The following is a 22,619-nucleotide window of genomic DNA, read 5'->3' as shown; positions in this document are numbered from 1 at the left end:
TAACACTCAAAAAATTTTTCATATAAATGAATTAAGTTTTTAACTTTTTTTAATTCTACAATCAACTGCAATTATTTTTTACAAGTCTTGATTGATATTTCTCCTGAATTTAAGCAGTCTAATTCACCATTTTTATACTGAACAACTAAAGCACCTTCATTACTAATATCAATAGCCTTGGCCTTATTTAACCTGTTATTCTTTAAGAAACTTACTTCTTTTCCTAAGACAAAAGATAAAACCTTATACTCTTCCATTATACTTTTATCCTCTAAATTATCACACATGTAAAGAAGCTCATTTAATATTTCAGCAACTAACTGATTTCTTGTAATATTAGGCTCTTCTCCCTTAAATATAGATCCTGCAACATCTTTAATATCATCTGGAAAATCAGCTTCCTTGGTTTTAAAATTTATTCCTATTCCAACAACAACATTCTCAACTCTTCCACTTTCAAAATTACCAGTTGCCTCTGTTAATATTCCACAAATCTTTTTCCCATCTAGGAATATATCATTAACCCATTTTATCTTTGGTCTCTTATTTGTTAGATTTTCTATTGCTCTACAAACTGACACAGCTGCAGAGGTTGTTATATGTATAGCCTTTGAGAGTTCTATATTAGGTCTTAAAATAACACTCATATATATACCCTTATTAGATGGTGAGAAAAACTTTCTTTGAAATCTTCCTCTTCCTGCTGTTTGTTCTTCTGAAATTAAAACTGTTCCATGAGGTATGTCATCATCCATTAAAATTTTTTTAGCCTCTTGGTTAGTTGAATCTATAGTTTTATATACTCTTATATAATTTTCATTATATTTGGGGTTTAAAAAAATCTTTATTCCCTCTACTGACAATAAATCATTATCCTTAGTTAATTGATATCCTCTATTAGTTACAGCAGTAATATTATATCCTTCTCCTCTTAAAGCGTTTATGGCCTTCCATACAGCTGCGCGAGAAACTGATAAATATTTAGCTAGCTCCTCTCCTGATATGCTAGTCTCCCTATTTTCTTCTAGAATCTTTAATACTGACTCTTTAACTGACACTAAGCCTGCCTCCTGTTTCTATTTAAAAATTAATTTTTCCTGTAATAAATTTTTCACTAAATTTATTCTTATATATTCAAAGAAAATCTTTATTTTATAAAAGATTGATAATACTAACTCTCTTTATTACTAATTAATACTTACCTTGATTATATTTTTTATACTCTCTATTGGCAACCTTTTTAATAATTAAAGTCTACAATTCTAATTAATCCTTGTTAAAAATTAGGAAGCACATTTTCGCTTTACTCAAATGTATAAGTTCAAAATACAAAATTAAAAATTTTGATTTTCACTTAAAATTATGTAGGTCTAAAGGGCTAGCTAAAAATCAACATTCACCTAAAACATATAAAAAAAGACCTTATAAAGTTGTAAACATGAGAAACTATATTAAATCTTAAGAACATATATTTAAGATTTATACTTTAAGTAATCATAAATCTAAGTCCCTAAATCAACTTAAGTCTTCTAAAATCAAAGAAGTTTTAAGTTTTAGGGCCCTAGAAAGTAATCCTAATCAAATTTAAATCTTAGTATAAATATCTTAGTCCTAAATAATATAATTTTCTTTTACACTTTAATAGGTCTTTAAATCTTTTTTATCTATCTGTTCTAAGTGTTAATGATTCCTTAGTTGATAGTTCATCATTGACATACTTAGCAGCTATTTTGAAGTTGTAAATTGTATGTCTATTTAATCCCTTAAATGTATAACTAGTGTCATCTGCATCTACTTCTCCAACTTTTTTACCATCTTTATAAAGAACATAACCTGTTAATCCTTCAGCATTCTCTGGTGCCTTCCACTCTACAGTTACATCTTTCTTATTTATAGTTGTAGCTCTAAAGTTATTTACAGGAGATACAACTATACTATCTAATGATTTAACAAGATGAGTAGTAGTATCTTGAATTTCTTGTCCACTTGGATGAAGTGATCTAACCTTGACTTCATAGTTACCAGCCTCTTCTGGAGTCCATTCAAATACGGGATCTTGACTTTCTTCTCTTGATAAAGTCCATTCTGCTTCTCCATCTTTTCTAGTATAGAATTTAAAAGTATAGTATCCTGGATCATATTCTGTATTAGCTGTAAATGTTACTTTTTCTCCTTGGAATGATTCATTTACGTCTTTATTTAGTTCTATACCAAATCCTTCTCCATTTTCAAATAAACCTAATTCTTCAAGTACATCTATTATATCTTTTCCATCAACAAGTAACTCTGGAACTTTAGAATCATCTATGTTGAAATTTTGTTTTCCATAGTTATTAAATAAAGCTATAAAATCTTCAATAGTGACAGTTCCATTTTGATCAAAATCAGGTGAATTTCCTTCGGTGTTTTGAATTTCCTTATCTAAATAGCTCATAACAATATTAACATCATGCATATCAATTGCTCCATCTTCGTTTGCATCTCCTGCTATAGTTCTTAAATTTGGAGCAAAGTAACTATCTGTATCTAGATTAACTTGTCTACCAACTAATTCTCCATTTACATATTTTCCCCCTTTAATATTACCTATAACATTAAAGTGTCCTGGCATTTCAGCAATAATTTTATATTCGCCATCTGTAATTGGAAGATTAAATGAATATAATCTATCATATCTATAAGTTTTTTCATTATCAGTATCATATCTATTGCCTTTACTATCTAAAGCATATATTTCTATATCTGTTGAACCCAAACCAGTCATTGCTATAGATCCATAAACTAAAGTTTCTTTAGTGTCTACTGATTTGATAAAATCTTTAACAGTTTTACTCTCTACTTTTACGTCTTGTCCATTAGAATTTTGGAAAGTAGCATCACTACATGCAAAAGCATTGTTTGTAAATTCACCTATACTTACAAAAAAGTCCTCATTAATTCCTCTTATATCAGATAACTTGTAAGTTATATCAAATAAATCTAAATCACCAGTTATTCCAACAACCTTATCACCAGTTATTTCAAAGCTTATTTTGTAACTAGTCTTTGTATCATAATCTGAAGCTACTTTTTCAAAGTTTATATCAATTTCATTATTATTTTTTTCTAATTCTGCCTTTAATGCTTCTGAAGGTTGTATATCAGCAACATCATAAATAGCATTTCCAAAATCATAAAGAACAAAAGTACCCTTTGCTACATCTTCAACATTATTAAATGCTAAAGCAGCTTTAACTTCTTCTCCTGTCTTTGCATAATCTTTATCTAATTTAAATTCTAAATAACTTTCTCCCTCATTTATAAAAATATAAGGTTCTGATTTAGAAGCAACTTTACCTGGATTAATAGATCTACCTTCTAATACGAAAGGTCCCTTTTCTAAATCAGCTTTTTCTATACCAGCCAATAAGAAATCTCCATCTTCTTTAGCCCAAGCTCCTAAAGGTGAAAGCATTCCACCACCTGTTACATAAGTGAATAAAGGATTATTTACCTCAGATTGATCTAAGTAATCCATACCATACTTTGTTTTTAGTTCTTCAACTATTCCATTACTTATATTTCCTTCAACCCATAAAGCCTCATAGTTATTTCCATCAGCCCAAGCCTTAGTTGAATACATATCTTCAGTAACCTCAGTTACTCCTGGTTCAAAATTTAATGACATTTTATTTTCTTCAGCATCGTTTATTATTGCCATAGGTAGTGAACCTTTGAATGTAGTTCCATCTGGTCTTACGGCAACTAACTCTAACTCATAAATACCATTTTCAAGTAAAATATGCTCATTAGTTATATTTCCATCTTTAAGCTTTTGGATTCTTCCATTTGGAACCAATGCACTTATAAGGACCTGACTACCTGTTGGCATCCATGAAGCATCCATATCTCCACCAGCATATCCTAAATACTCTCCACTTTCTTTATATTTAACAAATCCATATATTTGAGAAACAGGTTCATTTATTTGAATTCCAACCTCTATATCTGCATACAGATTTGATTGTGTTTCATCTCTATTGAATAAATCTGATGAAGTCATAGATGTAAGTCCTTCAGCGAATCCACCCATCATACTTGGATAAAATAATTGATCAAATCCTGAATTTTTATATGATACAGAGAATGGCATTTGATAATCTTTTTGACTATTTTCTTCAACAATAACTATATAACCTTCGTATATTCCAGTTTCAGCACTTCCTGGCATATTCAGAGTTGCATCTACTGTTACACTAGAATTAGGCTCTACAGTAATAGTATCTTCCATATTAACAGTAACCCCATTAGTTACCGCATCTTTCGCTCTATCACTTTCTGAATACTTAACACTTACATTATAAGTCTTTTCACTATCTGAATTATTTTCTATTGTTATAGGAATTATTTTAGATTTATCACTGGGCTTCTCTTCCTCTTTAGAATATTTTCCAAAGAAAAGTAAGCCTGTTTTATTAACAAGTTCTCTATTATCAACTCCGTCATAAACTATATTTTCAGCAGTTATATGAGTATCATCATAAACCGCTTCATAAGCATTGATTCTTCCTGCTCCTTGTTGATGAACACTATATTCATCACCTCTAAATTGATTTAGATTTTCTGATGTATTCATCATTACAGCTTTAACATCTTCTGGCTTATAATCTGGATTTTCTTGAAGTATAAGCGCAGCCACACCAGCTATATGTGGAGCTGCCATTGATGTTCCACTCATTCTTCCATAAGCAACTGAATAATCATCTACTTCTGTATTCTTATCATTCATATACTCTGGAACTGTAGAGAATATTTGACTTCCTGGAGCCACAATGTCTGGTCTTATTTCATCCGTTGTAAGAACTGGCCCAGCTGAGCTAAATTCAGTAATCTCATCTCCTTTAAGTTCTTTATCTGAAAGTTTATTTAATGATAAAGTTATAGTTCCTTCATCAGATAAATTAGCTTTTATTATTTCTCCCTCAGCTTGGTTTACAGCTATTGCATTTGCAGCCTTACTCTCTCCTTGATTAGGAATTTCATTAGCAGTAGTGTTATTCATTATAATTACATACTCTGCACCAGCATTTTTTGCATTTGTAGCCTTCTCGACAAATGTAATATCTCCTCTATCCACTAGGGCTACCTTTCCTGTTAAATCTTTCCCATTAAAGTCTTCTGCATAGCCTAAGTTACAATAAACAGCTTCATACTCTTTATTATGAGAACTTTCTATAGATTTTGAAAAATCTGTTATAACTTGATTGGCAGTTGTTAGTTTTATTCCTTCTCCAACCTCTAACTCATAATCAGCTACGATTAAAGGTGTTGTTGAAGCTCCCACTGCTATTGGTAACTGAGCAGTACCAGGAGAACCTACCGTTACAGGATTTGGACCTGAATTACCATTAGATATTGCAGTTACAACCCCTGCTAAAGAAGCATTATTAACAGCTGTTACTAACGGGTCAAATGGAGTCCCACTAGGACTTCCTAAAGACATATTAATTACATCCATTCCATCTTTAACAGACTTTTCTACAGCCGCTATTATTCCTGAAGTAGCTCCAGAACCATATTTACCAAGAACTCTATATGAATAAAGCTCTACATCAGGTGCTACTCCTTTAACTGCCATCTTATTTTCTGTATTTTCAGCCTGTCCTGCTATTGTTCCAGATACGTGAGTTCCATGAGCTGTATAATAAGCATTTCCCCTGGAATCAAACTCTGGTTCTCCACTCTCTTGCCAATCCTCATAGGTAGTTTCCATTGGATCTGCATCTCCACCTATGAAGTCCCATCCAATAACATTGTCCATATCTTGAGAATTAGCATCTCCATCTTCAGCTCTAAATCCTTTATATACATTAGTTAAGTCTGGATGATTGTAGTCTATTCCTGTATCTAAAACACCAACCTTAACTCCTTTTCCTGTTACATTTTCTTTGTGTAACTCATCTACTCCAATATGAGGAATACTATCTGCCATTTTTCCCTCTGGCTTATTAGTTATTCCTTCACTATTAGTTTCAACCTTTTCAGGTAAATCTACTTGTACTTCTACATCTGGATGTATTCTTTTTACTACTGAACAATTAAGTAGATTTTTTACTTCTGATCCTGGTATTGTTAAACTAACCCCATTGAATACTTCTTTATAAGAATATTCTATAGATGTATTACCTTTTGAGTTGTATTTTTTAGGCATAGAATTTAAAAATCCCTCAAAAACTTGATGATCTCTCTCAACTTTATCTTGGGCAAACATCTTTGCTTCTCCACTTTTATTAAACTCCTCTGCCTTTGGTGGACTTACAAATTCAACTATTACAGAAATATTTTCATCTGTTTTTGTATCAACACCATCAATAATTTTTTTCTCAACAACCTCAGCATCATCCTTTTTTAGATATGAAGAATCTAGTTTATATTCTCTAGTAATTTTAGAGTCATTACCATTTTCCTCTCTAACCGTAGCATAAGAAACTACCGGACTAACATTAGCGGCTAAGACCAATGCTAAAGAAAGCCCACACATGGACTTTACTTTCCTTTTAATCATAAAATTTCCCCCTCTTCATTTAAATCACTGATAACAATTACATAATATTTTTTCATTTTATTTAATAAACCCCAAACATAAAATGAATATTTTTATCATTTTATCAATGTAAATTCGATTATAATGTAACTCCATTCTTTTGTAAATATATTACATTTATTTTCTTAATAATATAAATTTATTATTTTTTAACTTGATCAAGTTAATTTTTTATTTATCTTTAGTAATATTTTTTCATGTAGAAAATAATATTCTTTGAAATTTATAGAAAAATAAGACTCTGTTTTAAACTAGTATTGATTTTTAGCTAGATCTGAAGAGTTATCCCCAAACCAATGTTCACATAAAACAGCGCCAAAAATAAAAAGGCTAGTAAACTTTAAAAGTTACTAACCTTTTTATAAAAATTATTAAAATTCTATTGTTGAAATTCTTCTTAATGCTTCTAAAACATCACTATTAATATTTATTGATGCTTCTCCTAATACAGCATAAACATTTCTTGCCTTTTCTAAAATATGTTTTATATCTTCATTTTCTTCGTATCTCTTATAAACTGCCACAAAATCAAAAATTATTGCAGAGGCTCTTTGGATATTATCTCTTAAATTATCTTTAAATCCTGGTGTACCTAAAGCATACTCATTTGAAAAAACTTTTGGCTCATCTAAATATATTTCTAACTTTTCTTTTACTAAAGCCATAGCATTTGAATATTCCTCTTTACAAGTTGAAACTATGCCCTTATTAATTTCTATATTTTTTTCCATCAAAATCATCTCCTTACTTATTTCCTTTGTACTCTTTACCTATAATAATTAGTATTTCTATCTTTTTTAATTATATAAAAAGATAATATAATTTTTATATTTTGATCCTAATCGGCAATAAAATATTAAAAGTTATTTAGATTAACTTTAATTCCCATTAGTAATATGATTATATCTTACAAAAGAAAAAAAGGAAATATTTATTTAAATTTTAATTAATTTTTTGTTAATGTGCACAAAAATATATGTTTTCATAGAGATTCTCTAATTAATAAATTTCAAAAATAAATGGTATCATATAAATCAATGTTATTAATCTTCTATTGTTAATATTAAAATTTTAAATAAGTTAAAACAACGAGACCTAAGCACCTAGTATAAAAATTTATTCTTTTTAACATACATTCCCTTTTATTATGAGATATAATTTAAATAAAAAAATACTTAGGTGGTGTTTAAGATGAACTATATTAAGGATATAAAAAATTATATTCCATTTAATGAACAAGAAAAAAAAGATAAAGAATTATTTTTAAAATGCTTAAATGATTTTGATGATATATTAACAAGAAATAATACAATTACCCATTTAACTAGTTCTGCCTTTGCAGTAAATAAAGATAGAAATAAGTTTTTGATGATTCATCATAATATATATAATTCATGGGCATGGACTGGCGGTCATTCAGATGGAGATGAAGATCAACTTCAAGTTGCTTTAAAAGAATTAAAAGAAGAAACTGGTGTTAAGGATGCTAAACCTCTTCTAGAGAAAGCTTTTGCACTAGATGTTTTGACTGTAAATGGTCATATAAAAAGAGGTGAATATGTATCATCTCACCTACATCTAAATCTTACTTATTTAATTGAATGCTCTGAAAATGAATCACTTACTCTTAAGGAAGATGAAAATAGTGGTGTTATGTGGATTCCTTTTGATAAAATAAAAGATTATTGTAGTGAACCTCACATGATTCCAATATATGAAAAGCTAATAAGCAAACTAGAAACTCAAACTAAATTTTAAGATAAAAAAATTAAAGCTATGTCTTAAATTCATATGTATTTTTAGATAATATCTAAAAATCCTATTTATTTAAGACATAGCTTTTAAACTACTAAATTCATTTTTAAGTTTAATTATTTATTATAAAAATTATGCAACCTTTTTAATATCCTCTTTTTGATTTCCTCGTGCATCCCATTTCTTTAAGACATAAGCTGATAAAAATGCAGCTATTAACATAACCCATATTAATGAACTTGGGAAGAATAATACTAACAAAAGTAAAGTAACTACAGCATTTCTTAAAACCGCACTTGTAAATGCAGTTGTAATTATAGTAACTGTGACAACTGGGTCAATTGAGAATATGGCTGAAAGAGCATATCCCATTGAAACTCCTGAAAATATTACTGGAAATATGTGTCCACCTCTCCATCCAGTAGATAAACAAACCTCTGTTAGGAACAATTTCACTAAACTAATTAATATAAGAATCCATACTGATAAAGTACTCCATTCCTTAACCAATTCTTTTACTTCATGTTCTCCTGAAAATAGTGTATATGGTAATAGTGTACCAACTATACCTAAAATTAGTCCTCCAATTAATGCTCTTATTATCTTATAGTTTTTTAAGGGTAAAAAAACTTTATGTAGAATTTTCCCATATAATCCATATAATAATGCCATTAAAATTCCACAAACTATTAATGGTATTATTGATACTACTTCACCAATTCCAAGACTAAAATTTCCAAAGTGAACTATAAAAGATGGTCTATTATCAATTTGCGATAATAGAATTAAAACAGCAAATCCAGCAGCTGTTGTAATTGAATAAATTATTGTTTTAATATTCTTTCTTACTTTAGAATCATCATCTTCTATTAAAGGTGTTAGTCCTATTAATGGTGCATGAAATATAAGTCCTAATGCAGCTTCCATACTAAATTGTGTTACTACACTATCGTATTTTTGTAACTCTTTGTCCTTAACAGTCCATTTTAAAACATCTCCAACTAAAGTAGAAAGTCCTCCTATAATATTAACAAGAGCAGCTTCTGGTCCTAAACTTGCTCCAAAAAATAAGGTAATTAAGGCTGATACACAGGCCTTTGGAACATTTTTATAATCTACTCTCTTGGTTTCTTTGAATTCTGCCATAACTTCTGGCATAAGTTTTGGATATTCCCCTAAATATTTTTGACATAATCCTACTAAAATTCCACCAATACTACATACTAATATTGTCCAGTATGGAAAATTAAATTTTCCAGGTAATTCATTCCATATAAAATGTATTCCTAAACTAACAATAGATAAAAAAAGCCAACTGACAGCTCCTACTATTCCTCCTAGAAATACACCATAAAGAATTAAAATTCCTAAACTAAAATATTTTTTCATTCCTAAAGTTTCTCCTTAACTAATCCTTTGTTTTGTAACATTTAATCCTCTTTATTTATAATACCACATATTAATCCTAATAATGCAAGTACTACATAATACACATCACTTGATATTCTTAGTCCAAAAAGCTCATATACCGCATTTATAAACATACGATCAAAATTAAATATACTTAATATCCAAGCAATTAATAAACCCCATAATAATCCACCTAACACTTAATTCACTCCCTATATTTACTAATATAAAAACGTCAATATTTCAAAATATGACTTATTAATCCTATCAAAGCAAAAATAACATAATAAAGATCTTTTGATACCTCTATATCAAAAACCTCATGTATTGAATTTATTACCATACTATCAAAATCAAATAAACTTAAAATCCATGCAACAAATAGACCTCCCAATAATCCACTTAACATACTCTCCTCCTTTGAAACATTAATTAACTTTAATCCTTTTAACTTAATATATTTTCTTAACTTAAATTTGATTACTTATTGAAAGTTGATTTTTAAATTAATAAAAAGAATGGACTTAATTTAGAAAAATTTGATTTCTAAATTAAGTCCATAATCTTGCTATTTCATTGGGTTTTTAGAAGTTGATGTCCATTGGTTATCTCCTGCAGTCTTTGGTTGCCTATCCTTCGCAGGAACCATGTTAGGATCAACAGTTGTTGATGTCCATTGATTATTTGTTGCTGATTTTAATTTTTTTTCCATAATTATTTTACCTCTTTCTATTTCTATTGAAGCTTAATTTTAAATAAAAATACTTCAAAAATATCTTTTGTAATTATAAATTTTTCATCCTAGGTATTTATTAGAAACTTTAATTGACTTATTTTAAACTTTTGATATATAATATATAAAAACTGAATCATTAAAAGCTTTGATTAGGAGTAGTAATATTACTTCATAGCCTAAAGAGAGTTGTGGTTTGCTGTGACACAATGGTATGAAAATATGAACTTGCCTATGAGCATATGTGTGAAAAAAAGCACATACGGGAAATCCCGTTATAATATCGAGTGAGGAAAAGAAATTTTCCTAATAAGAGTGGTACCGCGAATATCCTTTCGTCTCTTAATATTTTAAGAGACAAAGGTTTTTTTTTGTTTGTTTTTATTTGATTCTGGTAAATAATATTAATTATATAAACTTAGAGGAGGATTAGTTAATGGGTAACTACAGTACTGCCATAGATAAGAAATGGCAAGATAAGTGGTCTGAATCAGGCCTTTATAAATTTGATCCAAATAAAGAAGGTGAGAAACTTTATGTTTTAGAGATGTTCTCATACCCTTCAGGTAGCCAATTACATGCAGGTCACTGGTTTAACTATGGACCTGTTGATTCATGGGCTAGATTTAAGAGAATGCAAGGATACAATGTATTCCAACCTATGGGATTCGATGCTTTTGGTTTACCAGCTGAAAACTTTGCTATAAAAACAGGAATTCACCCACAAGATTCTACAATCAAAAATATAGCTAAAATGGAAGAACAATTAAAAGCTATGGGAGCTATGTTTAACTGGGATAATGAGGTCGTAACTTGTTCACCAGAATACTACAAATGGACTCAATGGTTATTCTTAAAATTATATGAAAAAGGATTAGCTTATAGAAAAAAAGCTCCTGTAAACTGGTGTCCATCATGTCAAACAGTTCTTGCTAACGAGCAAGTTGTTGATGGTGAATGTGAAAGATGTTCAACAGAGGTTACTAAGAAAGATCTTACTCAATGGTTCTTTAAAATAACTGATTATGCTGATGAATTATTAGATAAATTAGACGGTTTAGATTGGCCTGAAAAAACAGTTTCTATGCAAAAGCACTGGATAGGAAGATCTACTGGTTCTCAAGTTAATTTCAAAGTTAAAGATAGTGATTTAAGCTTTGATGTATTTACAACAAGAGTTGATACTTTATGTGGAGTTAGTTACGTTGTTTTAGCTCCAGAAAACCCATTAGTAGATCAAATAGTTTCAGAAGACCAAAGAGAAGCTGTTGAAAATTACAAGGAAGAAGCTAAAAAACAGTCTGATATAGAAAGACAATCTATCTCAAGAGAAAAAACTGGTGTATTTACTGGTTCTTATGCTATTCACCCACTAACAGGTAAGGAAGTTCCTATCTGGGTTGGAGATTATGTTTTAGCTACTTATGGCACTGGTGCTGTTATGGCCGTTCCAGCTCATGATGAAAGAGACTTTGCTTTCGCTGAAAAATTCAATCTTCCAATAAACAGGGTTATAGCTGCTAAAGATGGTAGCGAAACTGAGCTTCCATTCTGCGAACATGGTATATTAGTTAATTCAGGAGAATTTGATGGATTAACTACAGCTGAAGCTAAAGAAAAAATAGTTGAAAAACTAGCTTCAATGGATCTTGGAGAAAAGAAAGTTAACTTCAGATTAAGAGACTGGTTAGTTTCAAGACAAAGATATTGGGGAGCTCCAATTCCTATAGTTTATTGTGAAGAGTGTGGTATAGTTCCTGTACCTGAAAGTCAATTACCAGTTCAATTACCATACGACGTTGAGTTTGCTCCAGACGGAAAATCTCCACTAGCTAAGAGTGAGTCATTTGTTAACACAACTTGTCCTCACTGTGGAAAACCAGCTAAAAGAGAGACTGATACTTTAGATACTTTCGTATGTTCATCATGGTACTACTTAAGATACCCTGATAATAAAAACACAGAGGCTCCATTTAATCCTGAGCTAATCAACAAGATCTTACCTGTTGATAAATATGTTGGTGGACCTGAGCATGCTTGTATGCACCTTCTTTATGCAAGATTTATAACTAAAGCATTAAGAGATATGGGATACTTAAACTTTGATGAGCCATTTACTTCATTAACTCACCAAGGATTAATCTTAGGACCAGATGGATTAAAAATGAGTAAATCTAAAGGAAATACAATCTCTCCTGATGATTACATCCAAGAATATGGTGCAGACGTATTTAGAATGTATCTAATGTTTGGTTTTGCTTACACTGAAGGTGGAGCTTGGAGTGATGATGGAATCAAATCTGTAAACAGATTCGTTGAAAGAATTGAAAGAATCATAGACACTGCTAGAGAAGCTATAAACAAAGGTGAAAATAATAAAACTACAATAGATAAGGCTGAAAAAGAGCTTAACTACTGGAGACACAATACTATAAAATCTGTTACAGATGATACAGATAAACTTCAATTTAACACAGCAATAGCTAGAATGATGGAATTCATAAATGCTTTATCTAAATACACTCAAGAAAAAGAAATGAATCTTGATTTCTTAAAAGAAGTTGTTTCTGATTATTTAAGATTATTAGCACCATTTGCACCTCACTTTAGTGAAGAACAATGGAACTTACTTGAAAATTCATACTCAATCTTCAATGAAGCATGGCCAAAATTTGACCCTAAAGCTTTAGTTAAAGATGAAGTTGAAATAGCTATTCAAGTTAACGGAAAAATCAAAAACAAAATAATGGTTTCTTCTGATTTAGATGAAGAAGGAATCAAGGCTGCTGCTTTAGCCGATGAGAAAATCGTAGCTGCAACTGAAGGAAAAACAGTTGTTAAAGTAATAGTTATAAAAGGTAGACTTGTAAATATAGTTGTTAAGTAATATAATATTAACGTTGCAAATTTTTTGATTAATTGAAAATTACTAATTAACCTTAATAATTAACACTTTTTAACATCAAGTTATATATTATATTATAAAAAGGTATCTAAACGCTGAGATTTGACTCCGTTTAGATACCTTTATCTTTTACATTGTTATGTGATAATTATTTTTATCAATTTTTAATTCTTTTTCAAAAACCTTATAATATTCTGATTCATATCCTCTTAAATCAATATTATCCATTAATTTCATATTCTTAACAATATTATTATCTATTGCCTCTAAAAACTCTACTTTATTTCTAATTAGTTCTGTTTCTTTTGCAACATCATAATAAGTATAACCAAAAACTCTTTTTTCGTGAATTAGTTGATTGTTATCACAACTTATACTGCCACCATCTCTAAATTGACCCCTTATCTCAATTGGAGAACTTATTTTTATATCTCCAACTAAATTAACCTTTGAATCTTTTCCTAAAATATCAAGGCCAATTCCACTTTTATTTTTCAAATCAAAATTATTTAAATTTACTTGTCCATTTTCAACTTTTAATCCATTTCCATTGTCTTGATTATTTTCTATTCTACAATTATTTATATTAATATCTTTTCCATCTGAAATACTAACTGCTCTATTAAAGTTAGATCTTATCAAAACGTTTTCTAAAGTTATATTATCTCCTGAAATATTAATAAGATTATTCTTACCACTATCTCCCTCATTTTCATCATTACATATTATCTTTAAATTTTTTAATACTATTCCATCTCCCTGTAGTGTAAAAAAATCTCTATTAAGATTTTCAGCTAATTTAGGAACATAGAAACTGTGCCCTTGTCCATCTATTACAAGATTCGAAGTCTTTATATCTATTCCACTTGAAATCAAATTGCTTAAATCAATATCTTTTGACAGTTTTATTTCTTCTAAGTTCCCATCATTTATTATTTTTAAGAAGCTTTCTGTATCTCCAACGGTCTTTTCTATTCTAAAAATATCACTATATTTTTTATTGTCATTTATACTTTGATTTATTATTGCATTATCTTTATTATTTTCTTTTAAATTAACTTCTTTACCTAAAACTACGCTACTAGAGAGGTTATTTACTACTATAGCAGTTGCTATTATCTTTGCGACTTTTTTATGTGCCATATTAAACTCACCTCTTCTTAAATATTTTTTATAATTCTATTATGCACTAATTATATCATTTTTTGTATAGGTTTTCAAAAAATAAATTATAGATTTTTTTGACATATCATAGATTTTTTTTAACTCTACTAAAATCTTGTGAATTATTTATGTATATTTACTATTTTCAAGAATCTCTCTCATAAATAATTAATTTAATATTATGCAAAATTAAATATTTTTCTTTTTATTAATCCAATATAATCAAAAATTTAATCTAAAATATATAATTTATATTAAATTATATGTTCTGTTCAAATTTATAAAGTTAAAATTTAGAAACAAAAAGGTTATAATATGTTTTTAAAAGCAAGAATCTATGAACACTTAACTTCTTAAATACCATTCAAGAAGTTCTTTTAAGATTTTTAATAAAACATAATTATAACCTTACTAAATAAACTATTTACTTTTCTTACTACCTTTTACTAGTTCAATAAATTATAGACCTATCTAAAAATCAACGTAATTTAAAGCATAGTATTAATGATTAAGAACTTTTTATAGAACTTTTCCAAACTCTTTAAGCACTTTTAAGACTTCTTTTTCCTCTATAGGCGAAAAATATTCTATATATTTACTATGATTAAATCTAGTAAATAAATCTTTTGACATATCCATCCACTCTTCTAATATATAGACCCACATTATTTCACTTGTTGGACAGCTTAATATAAATGATTCAACCCCAAAGAAACTATATTCTTCTATGTCATGAAGTTTTGTTAAGCTAACATAATCCTCAACCACTTTTTTAGTTAATTTATATTCGTATATATCAACATAGAAAAAATCAAATTGTTCTCCTTTTGCTTTAAATCCATCCCCTTTTATAATCTTAATCTTAGGATTTTCCCCAAAGCTTTCTAAATATAGATCGATTATCTCTTGACTCATTTCATAAACAACGATTTCTTTTACATCATCTTTTTTAGCTATTTCTTGAACAAAATATCCTAAACCCAATCCAAGAACTCCAACCTTGCCTTCTGCTCTTTTTATACTTTCAAAAGCACCTTGAATCTCATGAGGTGAAATTCTCATCCAAAGCTTTTCACCTTCAAAAAGCTCTATTGGATTTTCATTTATATGTTCTTTATGCTCATATAAATATCCATCAAATTCACTTTTATCACTATATTTAATAGTAAAATTACCTTTTTTATTTTCTTTTATTTTATTTTTATATTCTCTTATTTTGTCTTCACAATAATTTAGCGTATATGGTACCATAATTTTTCCCTTCCTAAACTACCTAAGGATAATTTATTTTTATAAAAATAATCCTTACTTACTTTATATTAACTATATATTTAGTATATCTTCATATTTTATTTAACTATTTTATTTTAATTTGATAAAGAGAACTTCTCAACCTGTTTTTTATAAAAATTTTCATATTATTACAAAAACATAATAATTATCATCTATTTTTCTTATATTTATATGTAATTCTCCTCTATTTTTCTTATCTTTATATAAAAGTAAGTTCTATCAATTAAATTCCTACTAAAATAGTCTTGATTTATTTTATGTAAAATTATATAATTTAATCAATCAATATTAATTATTAATTAATTGAATTTAAGTAGGTGATTAAATGAAAAAGGTAGCAATGAGCGATGACGCTTATGTTGAATTTAAAGAGTTTCTAAAAGCTAATGATATAGATAGTGATGTTATTAGAATAAACTTTGGTGGAAACGGCCCTATGGGTCCTATGTTTTCTGTAACTGCTGGAGAAAAAAATGAAGGCGATGAAGTTGAAGTAATAAAAGATTTAACTTTTGTTATTGATCCTTCTTTAATAGATGTCTTCTTAGGATTCTCAATACTTTCTGATGAGGAAAACTTCGGTGAAGGATTAACTCTTGATCCTCTAATGAGCGATTATGAAGGTGGAAGTTGCAGCGGAAATTGTGGTAGCTGTGGTAGCTGTCACTAATTATAATATTTCAATTTAGTGTGATATTATTTTAAAATATATTAATAATAAGTTGTATAAAGCAATTTTTGCTTTAAATTAAAATTTAGGAGGAAATAGATATGTCAGTTGTTAAAATGAGTAATGAAGCTTATACTGAGTTCAAATCTTTTCTACAAGAAAACGGCATAGAAAAGTTTGACATAAGAATAAATCTAGCAGGAGTTGGCTGAGGAGGCCCAGTATTTAATATTGTTCTGGATGAACAATCAGATAATGATGAAGTTGTTAAAATTGAAGATATAACATTCTTTATTGATAAAGAACTTGTTAAAGATTTTGAAGGATTTGTTCTACTTTCTTCTGAGGAAAATGATGGCAGAGGATTATCTTTAAAACCAGTTAAAGAAAGCGAAGGCGGATGTTCTTCTTGCTCAAGCTGTCATTAATTTTTTAAATATAGAACTGTAGCATTAGTGAGTTAAATTTCACTAGCTACAGTTCTTTTTTTAACAAATTTTATATTCATTAAATCATTTTCATTTTTTTACTTTTATGGTTGTTTATGTATAAAATAAGTATTATAATTTAATAAAAGCTTTTATTTTAAGGGGGAGAGATAATGAATACAACTCTAATTAAAGTAACTCCAACTAAAGAACAAAGAAAATACCAAGAAGATGAATTAATAGCTTTCTTAGACATTCACTCTAATACATTTACAGCAAATTGTGGGAATAATGATGAAGCTCCTTCTTTGTTTAAAAAAGAAACTTCATTTAACACAGATAACTGGGCAGAAAACTTATTTAAATTTGGATTTAAAAAAGTTATTTTAACAGCTAAGCTTAATAATGGTATTTGTTTATGGCAAAGCAACTGTTCAAAAGTTAATATAAATAATCCTTATTTTGAAAATAGTTGTGAGGATTTGGTAAAAAAAGTTAGTAAATCTTGCAAAAAGTTTGGACTTAAATTTGGTATTCATCTTACTTTAAAAGATTATCTCACTTTGAACTTAACTCCTGAAGAATATGATAATTACTATATTTCGCAATTAAAAGAACTTATGACTAATTATTCTCCTATAAGCGAAGTTATTATGGATATGACTTCCTTAGATGAGTCCTATGAATCACTTAACTTTGAGAGATACTTTAAAATTATCAAAGAAATAAATCCTAAATGTATGATCTCTAGTCCTATAGGCCCTGATGTACGTTGGATGTATTACTCTGATGTAAAAGCATTAAAAACATCTTTCTACTCTTCTGTAAATTTAGATCTTTTAAAAGAAGATTTAAACAATGAAGAGGTAAGAAATGGAGATATTCACGGTGACACTTGGATTGTTGGGGAAAGTATTTACTCTTTATCTGATTGTGTAAACCACAAAGAAAATGCATTATCTATTTTAAAGCACGTTTATAACAATTCTTTAGGAAGAAATACTAATCTAATATTAGTTTTATCTCCTAATACAGATGGCTTATTAAATGGTAATGACATCCGTACACTTTCTGATTTTTCAAAATATATAAAAGAGACTTTTTCTAATAATCTTATTAAAGGCTCTTCTATATTGGCTACAAACTCATCATCTAGTGATAGCTATAACCTAATTGACGATTATAAGAAATCCTATTGGATAGCTAATGAAAATGCAGTAAATCCTTATATAGAAATAGATTTTAAAACTGTTACTGAATTTAATATTTTAGAAATAAGAGAATGGATTGCCGAAGGTCAAAACGTAGAAGAATTTAAAGTTTATGCTTATAACAATGGCTGGTTTGAACTTTACAATGGCTCTTCTATAGGATATAGACACATAGCTAAACTTAATAATATCAAAACTGATAAAATTAAGATTTCATTTACTAAATATAAAAATCCACCTATGATTAATCATATTGGTGCATATATTGGATAACTCTTAATAAATAATGTTCTTATTAAATGTAGTAAAACGTTAAATATATTCTAAAATAGAGCTTTATACTTTTTAAAGAAAGAGATATGTATTTTAAAATACATATCTCTTTTAAGTTTATGCTCCATTTTAAACTAGTGTTGATTTTTAACTAGAACTGCAAGACAATCTTAATGAGCAATTAGTATTGCAGTTCCTCATAGCTAGAAACTCTAAGATTCCAAATTGCCCAAACTATTATGAAAAGTTTCTACGTAAGAATAATAACGTTAAGATGCTTTTTCTGTTTGAGCATAATCAAAAAGAAATATAATCTCACTATATATAGTTGCATCACATAAGTTCAAGGTTCAAAATTAAAACTTTTACTTAACCTTCAACCTAAAATAAAGTCTAAGTTTGAAATAACTTTTTGTAAACCTAATTAAGTAAAGTTGTATTAAGTATAAAATTCCATTAAAATTAATCTTATAACATAATTACAACATTTTGTATTTTACTGGAGGCGTAATAAAAATGAAAACAGCTTATGACTTTATAATTGCTTTAATATTAGCATTTGTATTAGTAATGATGAAACAATACATTCTTGCATTGCTTGTTGTATTAATCTATGCTTTATACAAATATAATAAGAAAAAGCCATACATTTTAGCTTATAAGGGTAATGTTGCCTTTAAAAATGGTGAAAGGGAAAAATCCTTAGAACTTTATAAAAAAGCTTGTACATATAAAAATACTAGTGATAGCATAAGACTTCAATATGCATACCTTACACTTTATTTAGGTAATTTAGATGAAGCAACTAAGCTTTTACAGGCTATTGACTATGATAAATTACCTGAAAGATTAAGAGCTTCTTATACAATGACAGACTCTCTTATAACTTGGAAAAATGGAGACTTAAAGAAAGCTATTGAAAATCTAAGAAAACTTCACACTGAGTATGAAAATACTACAGTTTATGAAACATTAGGATATTTCTTAGTTTTAGATAAAGATTACGATGAAGCACTACAATATAATCTTTTAGCTTATGAATATGATTCTGATAATGTTGTTATAACTGATAATTTAGCTGAATCATACTATTTTACTGGTAATGTAGAAAAGGCTAAAGAACTTTATAAAAAGCTTTTAGAAAATGATCCTGGTATTCCAGAGCCATACTATTATTATGGGCTTATTCTTAAAGATGAAGGAGATATAGAAGGAGCTTTAGAGGTTTTTGACAAAGCTTTAACTAAAAGAGAGTCTTATTTCTCAGTACTTAACAAAGATAAAATAAGAGCTGCAATAGCAGAGTTAAAAATATAGTAAAAAAAGCATTAGATCAAATCTAATGCTTTTTTTAACCTTATTTTCTTAAAGCTCTATTGAATTTTTCTTCTATAAATTCTCTTGAATTCTTTATCTCAACTCTATAGTCACCAGTACCTGTGTACCAGAACTCAGTAACAAATCTTCTTACTCCCATGTTATATGATTCTTTTATTATACTTTCAAAATCAACATGTCCAGTTCCAAATGGAATTTCTCTAAACTTACCTGGTTTTGTTTCCTTAAGATGAACAGCCATTATGTGACCTTTACCAATTCTTAAATCTTCAATAACATTTTTATTATATTTAGTAGCAGCATTAGTTATATTTCCGCAGTCAGGATAAACCCCTAAGTATGGTGAATCAACCTTTTTAACATAACTCATAGCTTTTTCAACTGTGTTCATAAACTCAGTTTCCATAGTTTCGAAAGCTAAAATTATTCCTGATCTGGCAGCCATTTCAACAGCTTTTTTTAGATTTTCATAGAATAATTTTCTTGTTTCTTCACTACCCTCTTCATAATAAACATCATACCCTGCTAATTGAATTATCCTAATTCCTAAATCATCAGCTAACTCTATAGCCTTCTCCATTATTCTCATACCACGATTTCTAGTTGTTTCATCTGCACTCCCTATAGGATATTTTCTATGTCCACTAAGACACATAGTTCTTATTGGAAGACCAACTTCATACATAAGGTCTACTAAAACCTTTCTTTCTTCTTTTGTCATATCAAGTCTTTTTAACTTTTCATCAGTTTCATCTATGCTCATTTCTAAAAAATCAAAATTATTATCTTTTGCACATTGAAGTTTTTCTCTCCAAGTAAGTGTATTTGGCATAGCTTTCTCATATAATCCAATAAAATATTCCTTCATTTTAATCAACTCCTTTTCTTAAGCTCCTGTTTGTCCATAGTAAGAATTTGGACCATGCTTTCTTGAAAAGTGTTTATTTAATAAATCATCAGACATACTATCTACATTTTTATTTGCTAATATTTCTGTATTGTATGCCATCATTGCTACTTCTTCTAGAACAACAGCATTATGAACAGCCTCTTTAGCATCCTTTCCCCAAGTAAAAGGACCATGATTTTTAACAAGTACTGCTGGAATATTCTCTGGATTCATGTCCTTGAATCTTTCAACAATTACAACTCCTGTATTATATTCATAATTTCCTTCAATCTCTTCTCTAGTCATGTCTCTTGTACAAGGAATTTCATCAGCAAAATAGTCTGCCTGAGTTGTTCCATATGGTTTTATTCCTCTTCCTGCTTGTGCAAATATTGTTGCCCATCTAGAATGGGTATGAACTATTCCTCCTATATTCTTAAACTCCTTGTAAAGTTTCAAATGAGTACCTGTATCTGATGAAGGTTTATATTTTCCTTCAACAACATTTCCTCCTAAATCAACCACAACCATATCTTCTGGTTTCATTGTGTCATACTCAACTCCTGATGGTTTAATTACAACAAGTCCTTTTTCTCTATCTATGGCAGAAACATTGCCCCATGTAAATGTTACTAAATTATATTTTGGAAGAAGCATATTAGCTTCGTAAACTTCTTTTTTTAAGTTCTCTAACATATAAAAGATCCTCCTTAGACTCTTAATAACCCTTATAGCAAAATTTGTTTTTCAGTATTTAGTATTAATTCGCTTAATAAACTTTAAAATAAAGCTCTCTTATTAATTAACAAACTAAAATAAACTTATTATCTTTTATTAATCAGTAACAATATATAGGGCAGCTTGTCCAAGCTCTCTATTTGCAGATATTATTATATCTCTATCATCTTCATTTAAAACGGCAACATTACTTGGTCCAACCCCTGACTCAATAACTACAGTTTCAAATTCTAATTTTTCTTTATCAGTACATTGAATATAAAATAAATCTTTATCGCATCTTCTATAACCACCTATTATAGTTGGAACTCCTCTTAGCTTACCACCCCAAACAACATGTCCAAAATCCATTTCTTTTGGATACTCATAAATAATTTTATATTCATCTCCATACTTTTTATTTATTCTGAAATGTTTACCATGGAATTCTTCAATAGTAACTAATTCATCTTCACCATCTTCATCTATATCTACAACAGCTACATCACTTGTAGGTCTATTCATTATTTTTTCAATAATCCATTCCTCATTATCACTTTGAGGTGGTGTTACTCTAAATACTCCTTCTTGAGATGTTACTAAACCAACCATTTTTCCATCATGATATGCTCTACAATATCCATGATTTTTAGTTAATCCGTCTTTTATAACCTTAAGCTCAATAGGATTATTTAAATCTTCTGAAATTTCTCCTACATATATCTTACCTGGATCGCTCCAATCATCTTTAAATTGCTTACTATTACATAAAACTGCTCCTAAGAAATACAACTTTCCATTAGCTTCTAAAATATCGAAACGATGTAGATATGGTAGCTTAAATAATGTTTTTATTTCCCACTTTCCATTTTCATATCTTCCCCATACTATCTCAGCATCTTCTGATTGAAATGTAGGGAAAAATCTTTGAACTGCTAGAAAATCGCCATTTTTTCCTGGGATAGGAATTATAGACATTGTTCCTCCTGGACCATCCCAAACAGTTGATTGTTTAAAATCATCGCCCTCATACATGAAGCAAGGACCTTCTCCTTCAGTTGCTATAAGTATTTTTCTATCTCCATCAATAACAGTACTACTTGTTGCATAACATCTATGTAAGTCAGTTAAAAACTTCTTTTCTATTTTCATCTTATATTCCTCCTAGATTATAAATAATTAAAATAAAGTCTCATTTATAACATAGTACCTATCTCTTAACCCTCTAAGAAATAAGTACTATATCATAA

18 protein-coding genes and 1 other annotated feature are annotated in these 22,619 nt (G+C 28.8%); of the genes, 6 read left to right on the top strand and 12 right to left on the bottom strand.

Going from position 1 to position 22,619, the window contains the following annotated elements; translation table 11 throughout:
• Positions 1-71 precede the first annotated feature (71 nt).
• From AC2A4K_RS04125 to AC2A4K_RS04115, 3 genes are all read right to left on the bottom strand, one after another.
• Entirely contained in the window at positions 72-1,058 is a 987-nt protein-coding gene (locus tag AC2A4K_RS04125) for a biotin--[acetyl-CoA-carboxylase] ligase (protein WP_322504230.1), read from the bottom strand.
• A 602-nt stretch (positions 1,059-1,660) separates the two neighbouring features.
• Positions 1,661-6,544, bottom strand: coding sequence for a S8 family serine peptidase (locus AC2A4K_RS04120; protein WP_322504231.1), 4,884 nt, complete (start codon positions 6,542-6,544; stop codon positions 1,661-1,663).
• Positions 6,545-6,954: 410 nt separating this feature from the next.
• On the bottom strand, positions 6,955-7,314 hold the full coding sequence (locus tag AC2A4K_RS04115; RefSeq protein ID WP_322504232.1) for a hypothetical protein: 360 nt from the start codon (positions 7,312-7,314) through the stop codon (positions 6,955-6,957).
• A 460-nt stretch (positions 7,315-7,774) separates the two neighbouring features.
• On the opposite strand from AC2A4K_RS04115, the gene AC2A4K_RS04110 reads away from it, so the two are divergent.
• Positions 7,775-8,341 (top strand): NUDIX hydrolase, encoded by a 567-nt coding sequence (locus AC2A4K_RS04110; RefSeq protein WP_322504233.1) that lies wholly within the window; start codon positions 7,775-7,777, stop codon positions 8,339-8,341.
• A 129-nt stretch (positions 8,342-8,470) separates the two neighbouring features.
• Here AC2A4K_RS04110 and AC2A4K_RS04105 read toward each other — a convergent pair whose 3' ends face one another.
• The 4 genes from AC2A4K_RS04105 to AC2A4K_RS04090 all read right to left on the bottom strand — a co-directional run bounded on the left by AC2A4K_RS04105 (position 8,471) and on the right by AC2A4K_RS04090 (position 10,460).
• Entirely contained in the window at positions 8,471-9,727 is a 1,257-nt protein-coding gene (locus tag AC2A4K_RS04105; RefSeq protein WP_322504234.1) for a chloride channel protein, read from the bottom strand.
• 41 nt (positions 9,728-9,768) lie between these two features.
• Complete coding sequence (locus AC2A4K_RS04100; RefSeq protein ID WP_322504235.1) at positions 9,769-9,948, bottom strand: hypothetical protein; 180 nt, start codon at positions 9,946-9,948, stop codon at positions 9,769-9,771.
• Between the two features lie 35 nt (positions 9,949-9,983).
• A complete protein-coding gene (locus tag AC2A4K_RS04095) occupies positions 9,984-10,157 on the bottom strand; it encodes a hypothetical protein (RefSeq protein WP_322504236.1) in 174 nt (57 codons plus the stop codon).
• Between the two features lie 159 nt (positions 10,158-10,316).
• On the bottom strand, positions 10,317-10,460 hold the full coding sequence (locus tag AC2A4K_RS04090; protein ID WP_322504237.1) for a hypothetical protein: 144 nt from the start codon (positions 10,458-10,460) through the stop codon (positions 10,317-10,319).
• 160 nt (positions 10,461-10,620) lie between these two features.
• Positions 10,621-10,827, top strand: a binding site (T-box leader).
• A gap of 90 nt (positions 10,828-10,917) precedes the next feature.
• Here AC2A4K_RS04090 and leuS point away from each other — a divergent pair.
• Positions 10,918-13,368: a leucine--tRNA ligase gene (gene leuS / locus AC2A4K_RS04085; protein ID WP_322504238.1), complete on the top strand. Its 2,451-nt coding sequence runs from the start codon at positions 10,918-10,920 to the stop codon at positions 13,366-13,368.
• Between the two features lie 147 nt (positions 13,369-13,515).
• Here the strand turns inward: leuS and AC2A4K_RS04080 are convergent, their stop codons facing one another.
• Both AC2A4K_RS04080 and AC2A4K_RS04075 read right to left on the bottom strand, forming a co-directional pair.
• Positions 13,516-14,529 carry a pectate lyase-like adhesive domain-containing protein gene (locus AC2A4K_RS04080; RefSeq protein WP_322504239.1) on the bottom strand — a complete coding sequence of 338 codons (1,014 nt, stop codon included), beginning with the start codon at positions 14,527-14,529 and terminating at the stop codon, positions 13,516-13,518.
• Positions 14,530-15,069: 540 nt separating this feature from the next.
• Positions 15,070-15,801, bottom strand: a complete 732-nt coding sequence (locus AC2A4K_RS04075) for a hypothetical protein (RefSeq protein ID WP_322504240.1) — start codon at positions 15,799-15,801, stop codon at positions 15,070-15,072.
• A 367-nt stretch (positions 15,802-16,168) separates the two neighbouring features.
• Here AC2A4K_RS04075 and AC2A4K_RS04070 point away from each other — a divergent pair, with 367 nt between their 5' ends.
• The 4 genes from AC2A4K_RS04070 (at position 16,169) to AC2A4K_RS04055 (ending at position 19,742) form a co-directional block, all read left to right on the top strand.
• A complete protein-coding gene (locus AC2A4K_RS04070) occupies positions 16,169-16,513 on the top strand; it encodes a HesB-like protein (RefSeq protein ID WP_322504241.1) in 345 nt (114 codons plus the stop codon).
• Positions 16,514-16,614: 101 nt separating this feature from the next.
• Complete coding sequence (locus AC2A4K_RS04065; protein WP_322504242.1) at positions 16,615-16,941, top strand: HesB-like protein; 327 nt, start codon at positions 16,615-16,617, stop codon at positions 16,939-16,941.
• Positions 16,942-17,114: 173 nt separating this feature from the next.
• Entirely contained in the window at positions 17,115-18,425 is a 1,311-nt protein-coding gene (locus tag AC2A4K_RS04060; RefSeq protein WP_322504243.1) for an alpha-L-fucosidase, read from the top strand.
• A gap of 516 nt (positions 18,426-18,941) precedes the next feature.
• Positions 18,942-19,742, top strand: a complete 801-nt coding sequence (locus tag AC2A4K_RS04055) for a tetratricopeptide repeat protein (protein ID WP_322504244.1) — start codon at positions 18,942-18,944, stop codon at positions 19,740-19,742.
• Positions 19,743-19,782: 40 nt separating this feature from the next.
• Here the strand turns inward: AC2A4K_RS04055 and AC2A4K_RS04050 are convergent, their stop codons facing one another.
• The 3 genes from AC2A4K_RS04050 to AC2A4K_RS04040 form a co-directional block, all read right to left on the bottom strand.
• Positions 19,783-20,631: an L-ribulose-5-phosphate 3-epimerase gene (locus AC2A4K_RS04050; RefSeq protein WP_322504245.1), complete on the bottom strand. Its 849-nt coding sequence runs from the start codon at positions 20,629-20,631 to the stop codon at positions 19,783-19,785.
• Positions 20,632-20,649: 18 nt separating this feature from the next.
• On the bottom strand, positions 20,650-21,348 hold the full coding sequence (araD, locus tag AC2A4K_RS04045) for an L-ribulose-5-phosphate 4-epimerase (RefSeq protein WP_322504246.1): 699 nt from the start codon (positions 21,346-21,348) through the stop codon (positions 20,650-20,652).
• 138 nt (positions 21,349-21,486) lie between these two features.
• On the bottom strand, positions 21,487-22,521 hold the full coding sequence (locus AC2A4K_RS04040; protein WP_322504247.1) for a hypothetical protein: 1,035 nt from the start codon (positions 22,519-22,521) through the stop codon (positions 21,487-21,489).
• Between the last annotated feature and the right edge of the window lie 98 nt (positions 22,522-22,619).

The organism is Clostridium sp. LIBA-8841, assembly GCF_057782475.1.
The sequence above is the reverse complement of the archived record's forward strand: the minus strand, read 5'-3'. Positions and strand labels throughout refer to the sequence as shown.

Coding starts and splice junctions, on each gene's coding strand:
- AC2A4K_RS04050 (WP_322504245.1), bottom strand. CDS start 20,631: ATGAAGGAATATTTTATTGGATTATATGAGAAAGCTATGCCAAATACA.
- AC2A4K_RS04120 (WP_322504231.1), bottom strand. CDS start 6,544: ATGATTAAAAGGAAAGTAAAGTCCATGTGTGGGCTTTCTTTAGCATTG.
- AC2A4K_RS04105 (WP_322504234.1), bottom strand. CDS start 9,727: ATGAAAAAATATTTTAGTTTAGGAATTTTAATTCTTTATGGTGTATTT.
- AC2A4K_RS04115 (WP_322504232.1), bottom strand. CDS start 7,314: ATGGAAAAAAATATAGAAATTAATAAGGGCATAGTTTCAACTTGTAAA.
- AC2A4K_RS04055 (WP_322504244.1), top strand. CDS start 18,942: ATGAAAACAGCTTATGACTTTATAATTGCTTTAATATTAGCATTTGTA.
- AC2A4K_RS04070 (WP_322504241.1), top strand. CDS start 16,169: ATGAAAAAGGTAGCAATGAGCGATGACGCTTATGTTGAATTTAAAGAG.
- AC2A4K_RS04060 (WP_322504243.1), top strand. CDS start 17,115: ATGAATACAACTCTAATTAAAGTAACTCCAACTAAAGAACAAAGAAAA.
- AC2A4K_RS04040 (WP_322504247.1), bottom strand. CDS start 22,521: ATGAAAATAGAAAAGAAGTTTTTAACTGACTTACATAGATGTTATGCA.
- AC2A4K_RS04110 (WP_322504233.1), top strand. CDS start 7,775: ATGAACTATATTAAGGATATAAAAAATTATATTCCATTTAATGAACAA.
- AC2A4K_RS04080 (WP_322504239.1), bottom strand. CDS start 14,529: ATGGCACATAAAAAAGTCGCAAAGATAATAGCAACTGCTATAGTAGTA.
- AC2A4K_RS04075 (WP_322504240.1), bottom strand. CDS start 15,801: ATGGTACCATATACGCTAAATTATTGTGAAGACAAAATAAGAGAATAT.
- araD (WP_322504246.1), bottom strand. CDS start 21,348: ATGTTAGAGAACTTAAAAAAAGAAGTTTACGAAGCTAATATGCTTCTT.
- leuS (WP_322504238.1), top strand. CDS start 10,918: ATGGGTAACTACAGTACTGCCATAGATAAGAAATGGCAAGATAAGTGG.
- AC2A4K_RS04090 (WP_322504237.1), bottom strand. CDS start 10,460: ATGGAAAAAAAATTAAAATCAGCAACAAATAATCAATGGACATCAACA.
- AC2A4K_RS04095 (WP_322504236.1), bottom strand. CDS start 10,157: ATGTTAAGTGGATTATTGGGAGGTCTATTTGTTGCATGGATTTTAAGT.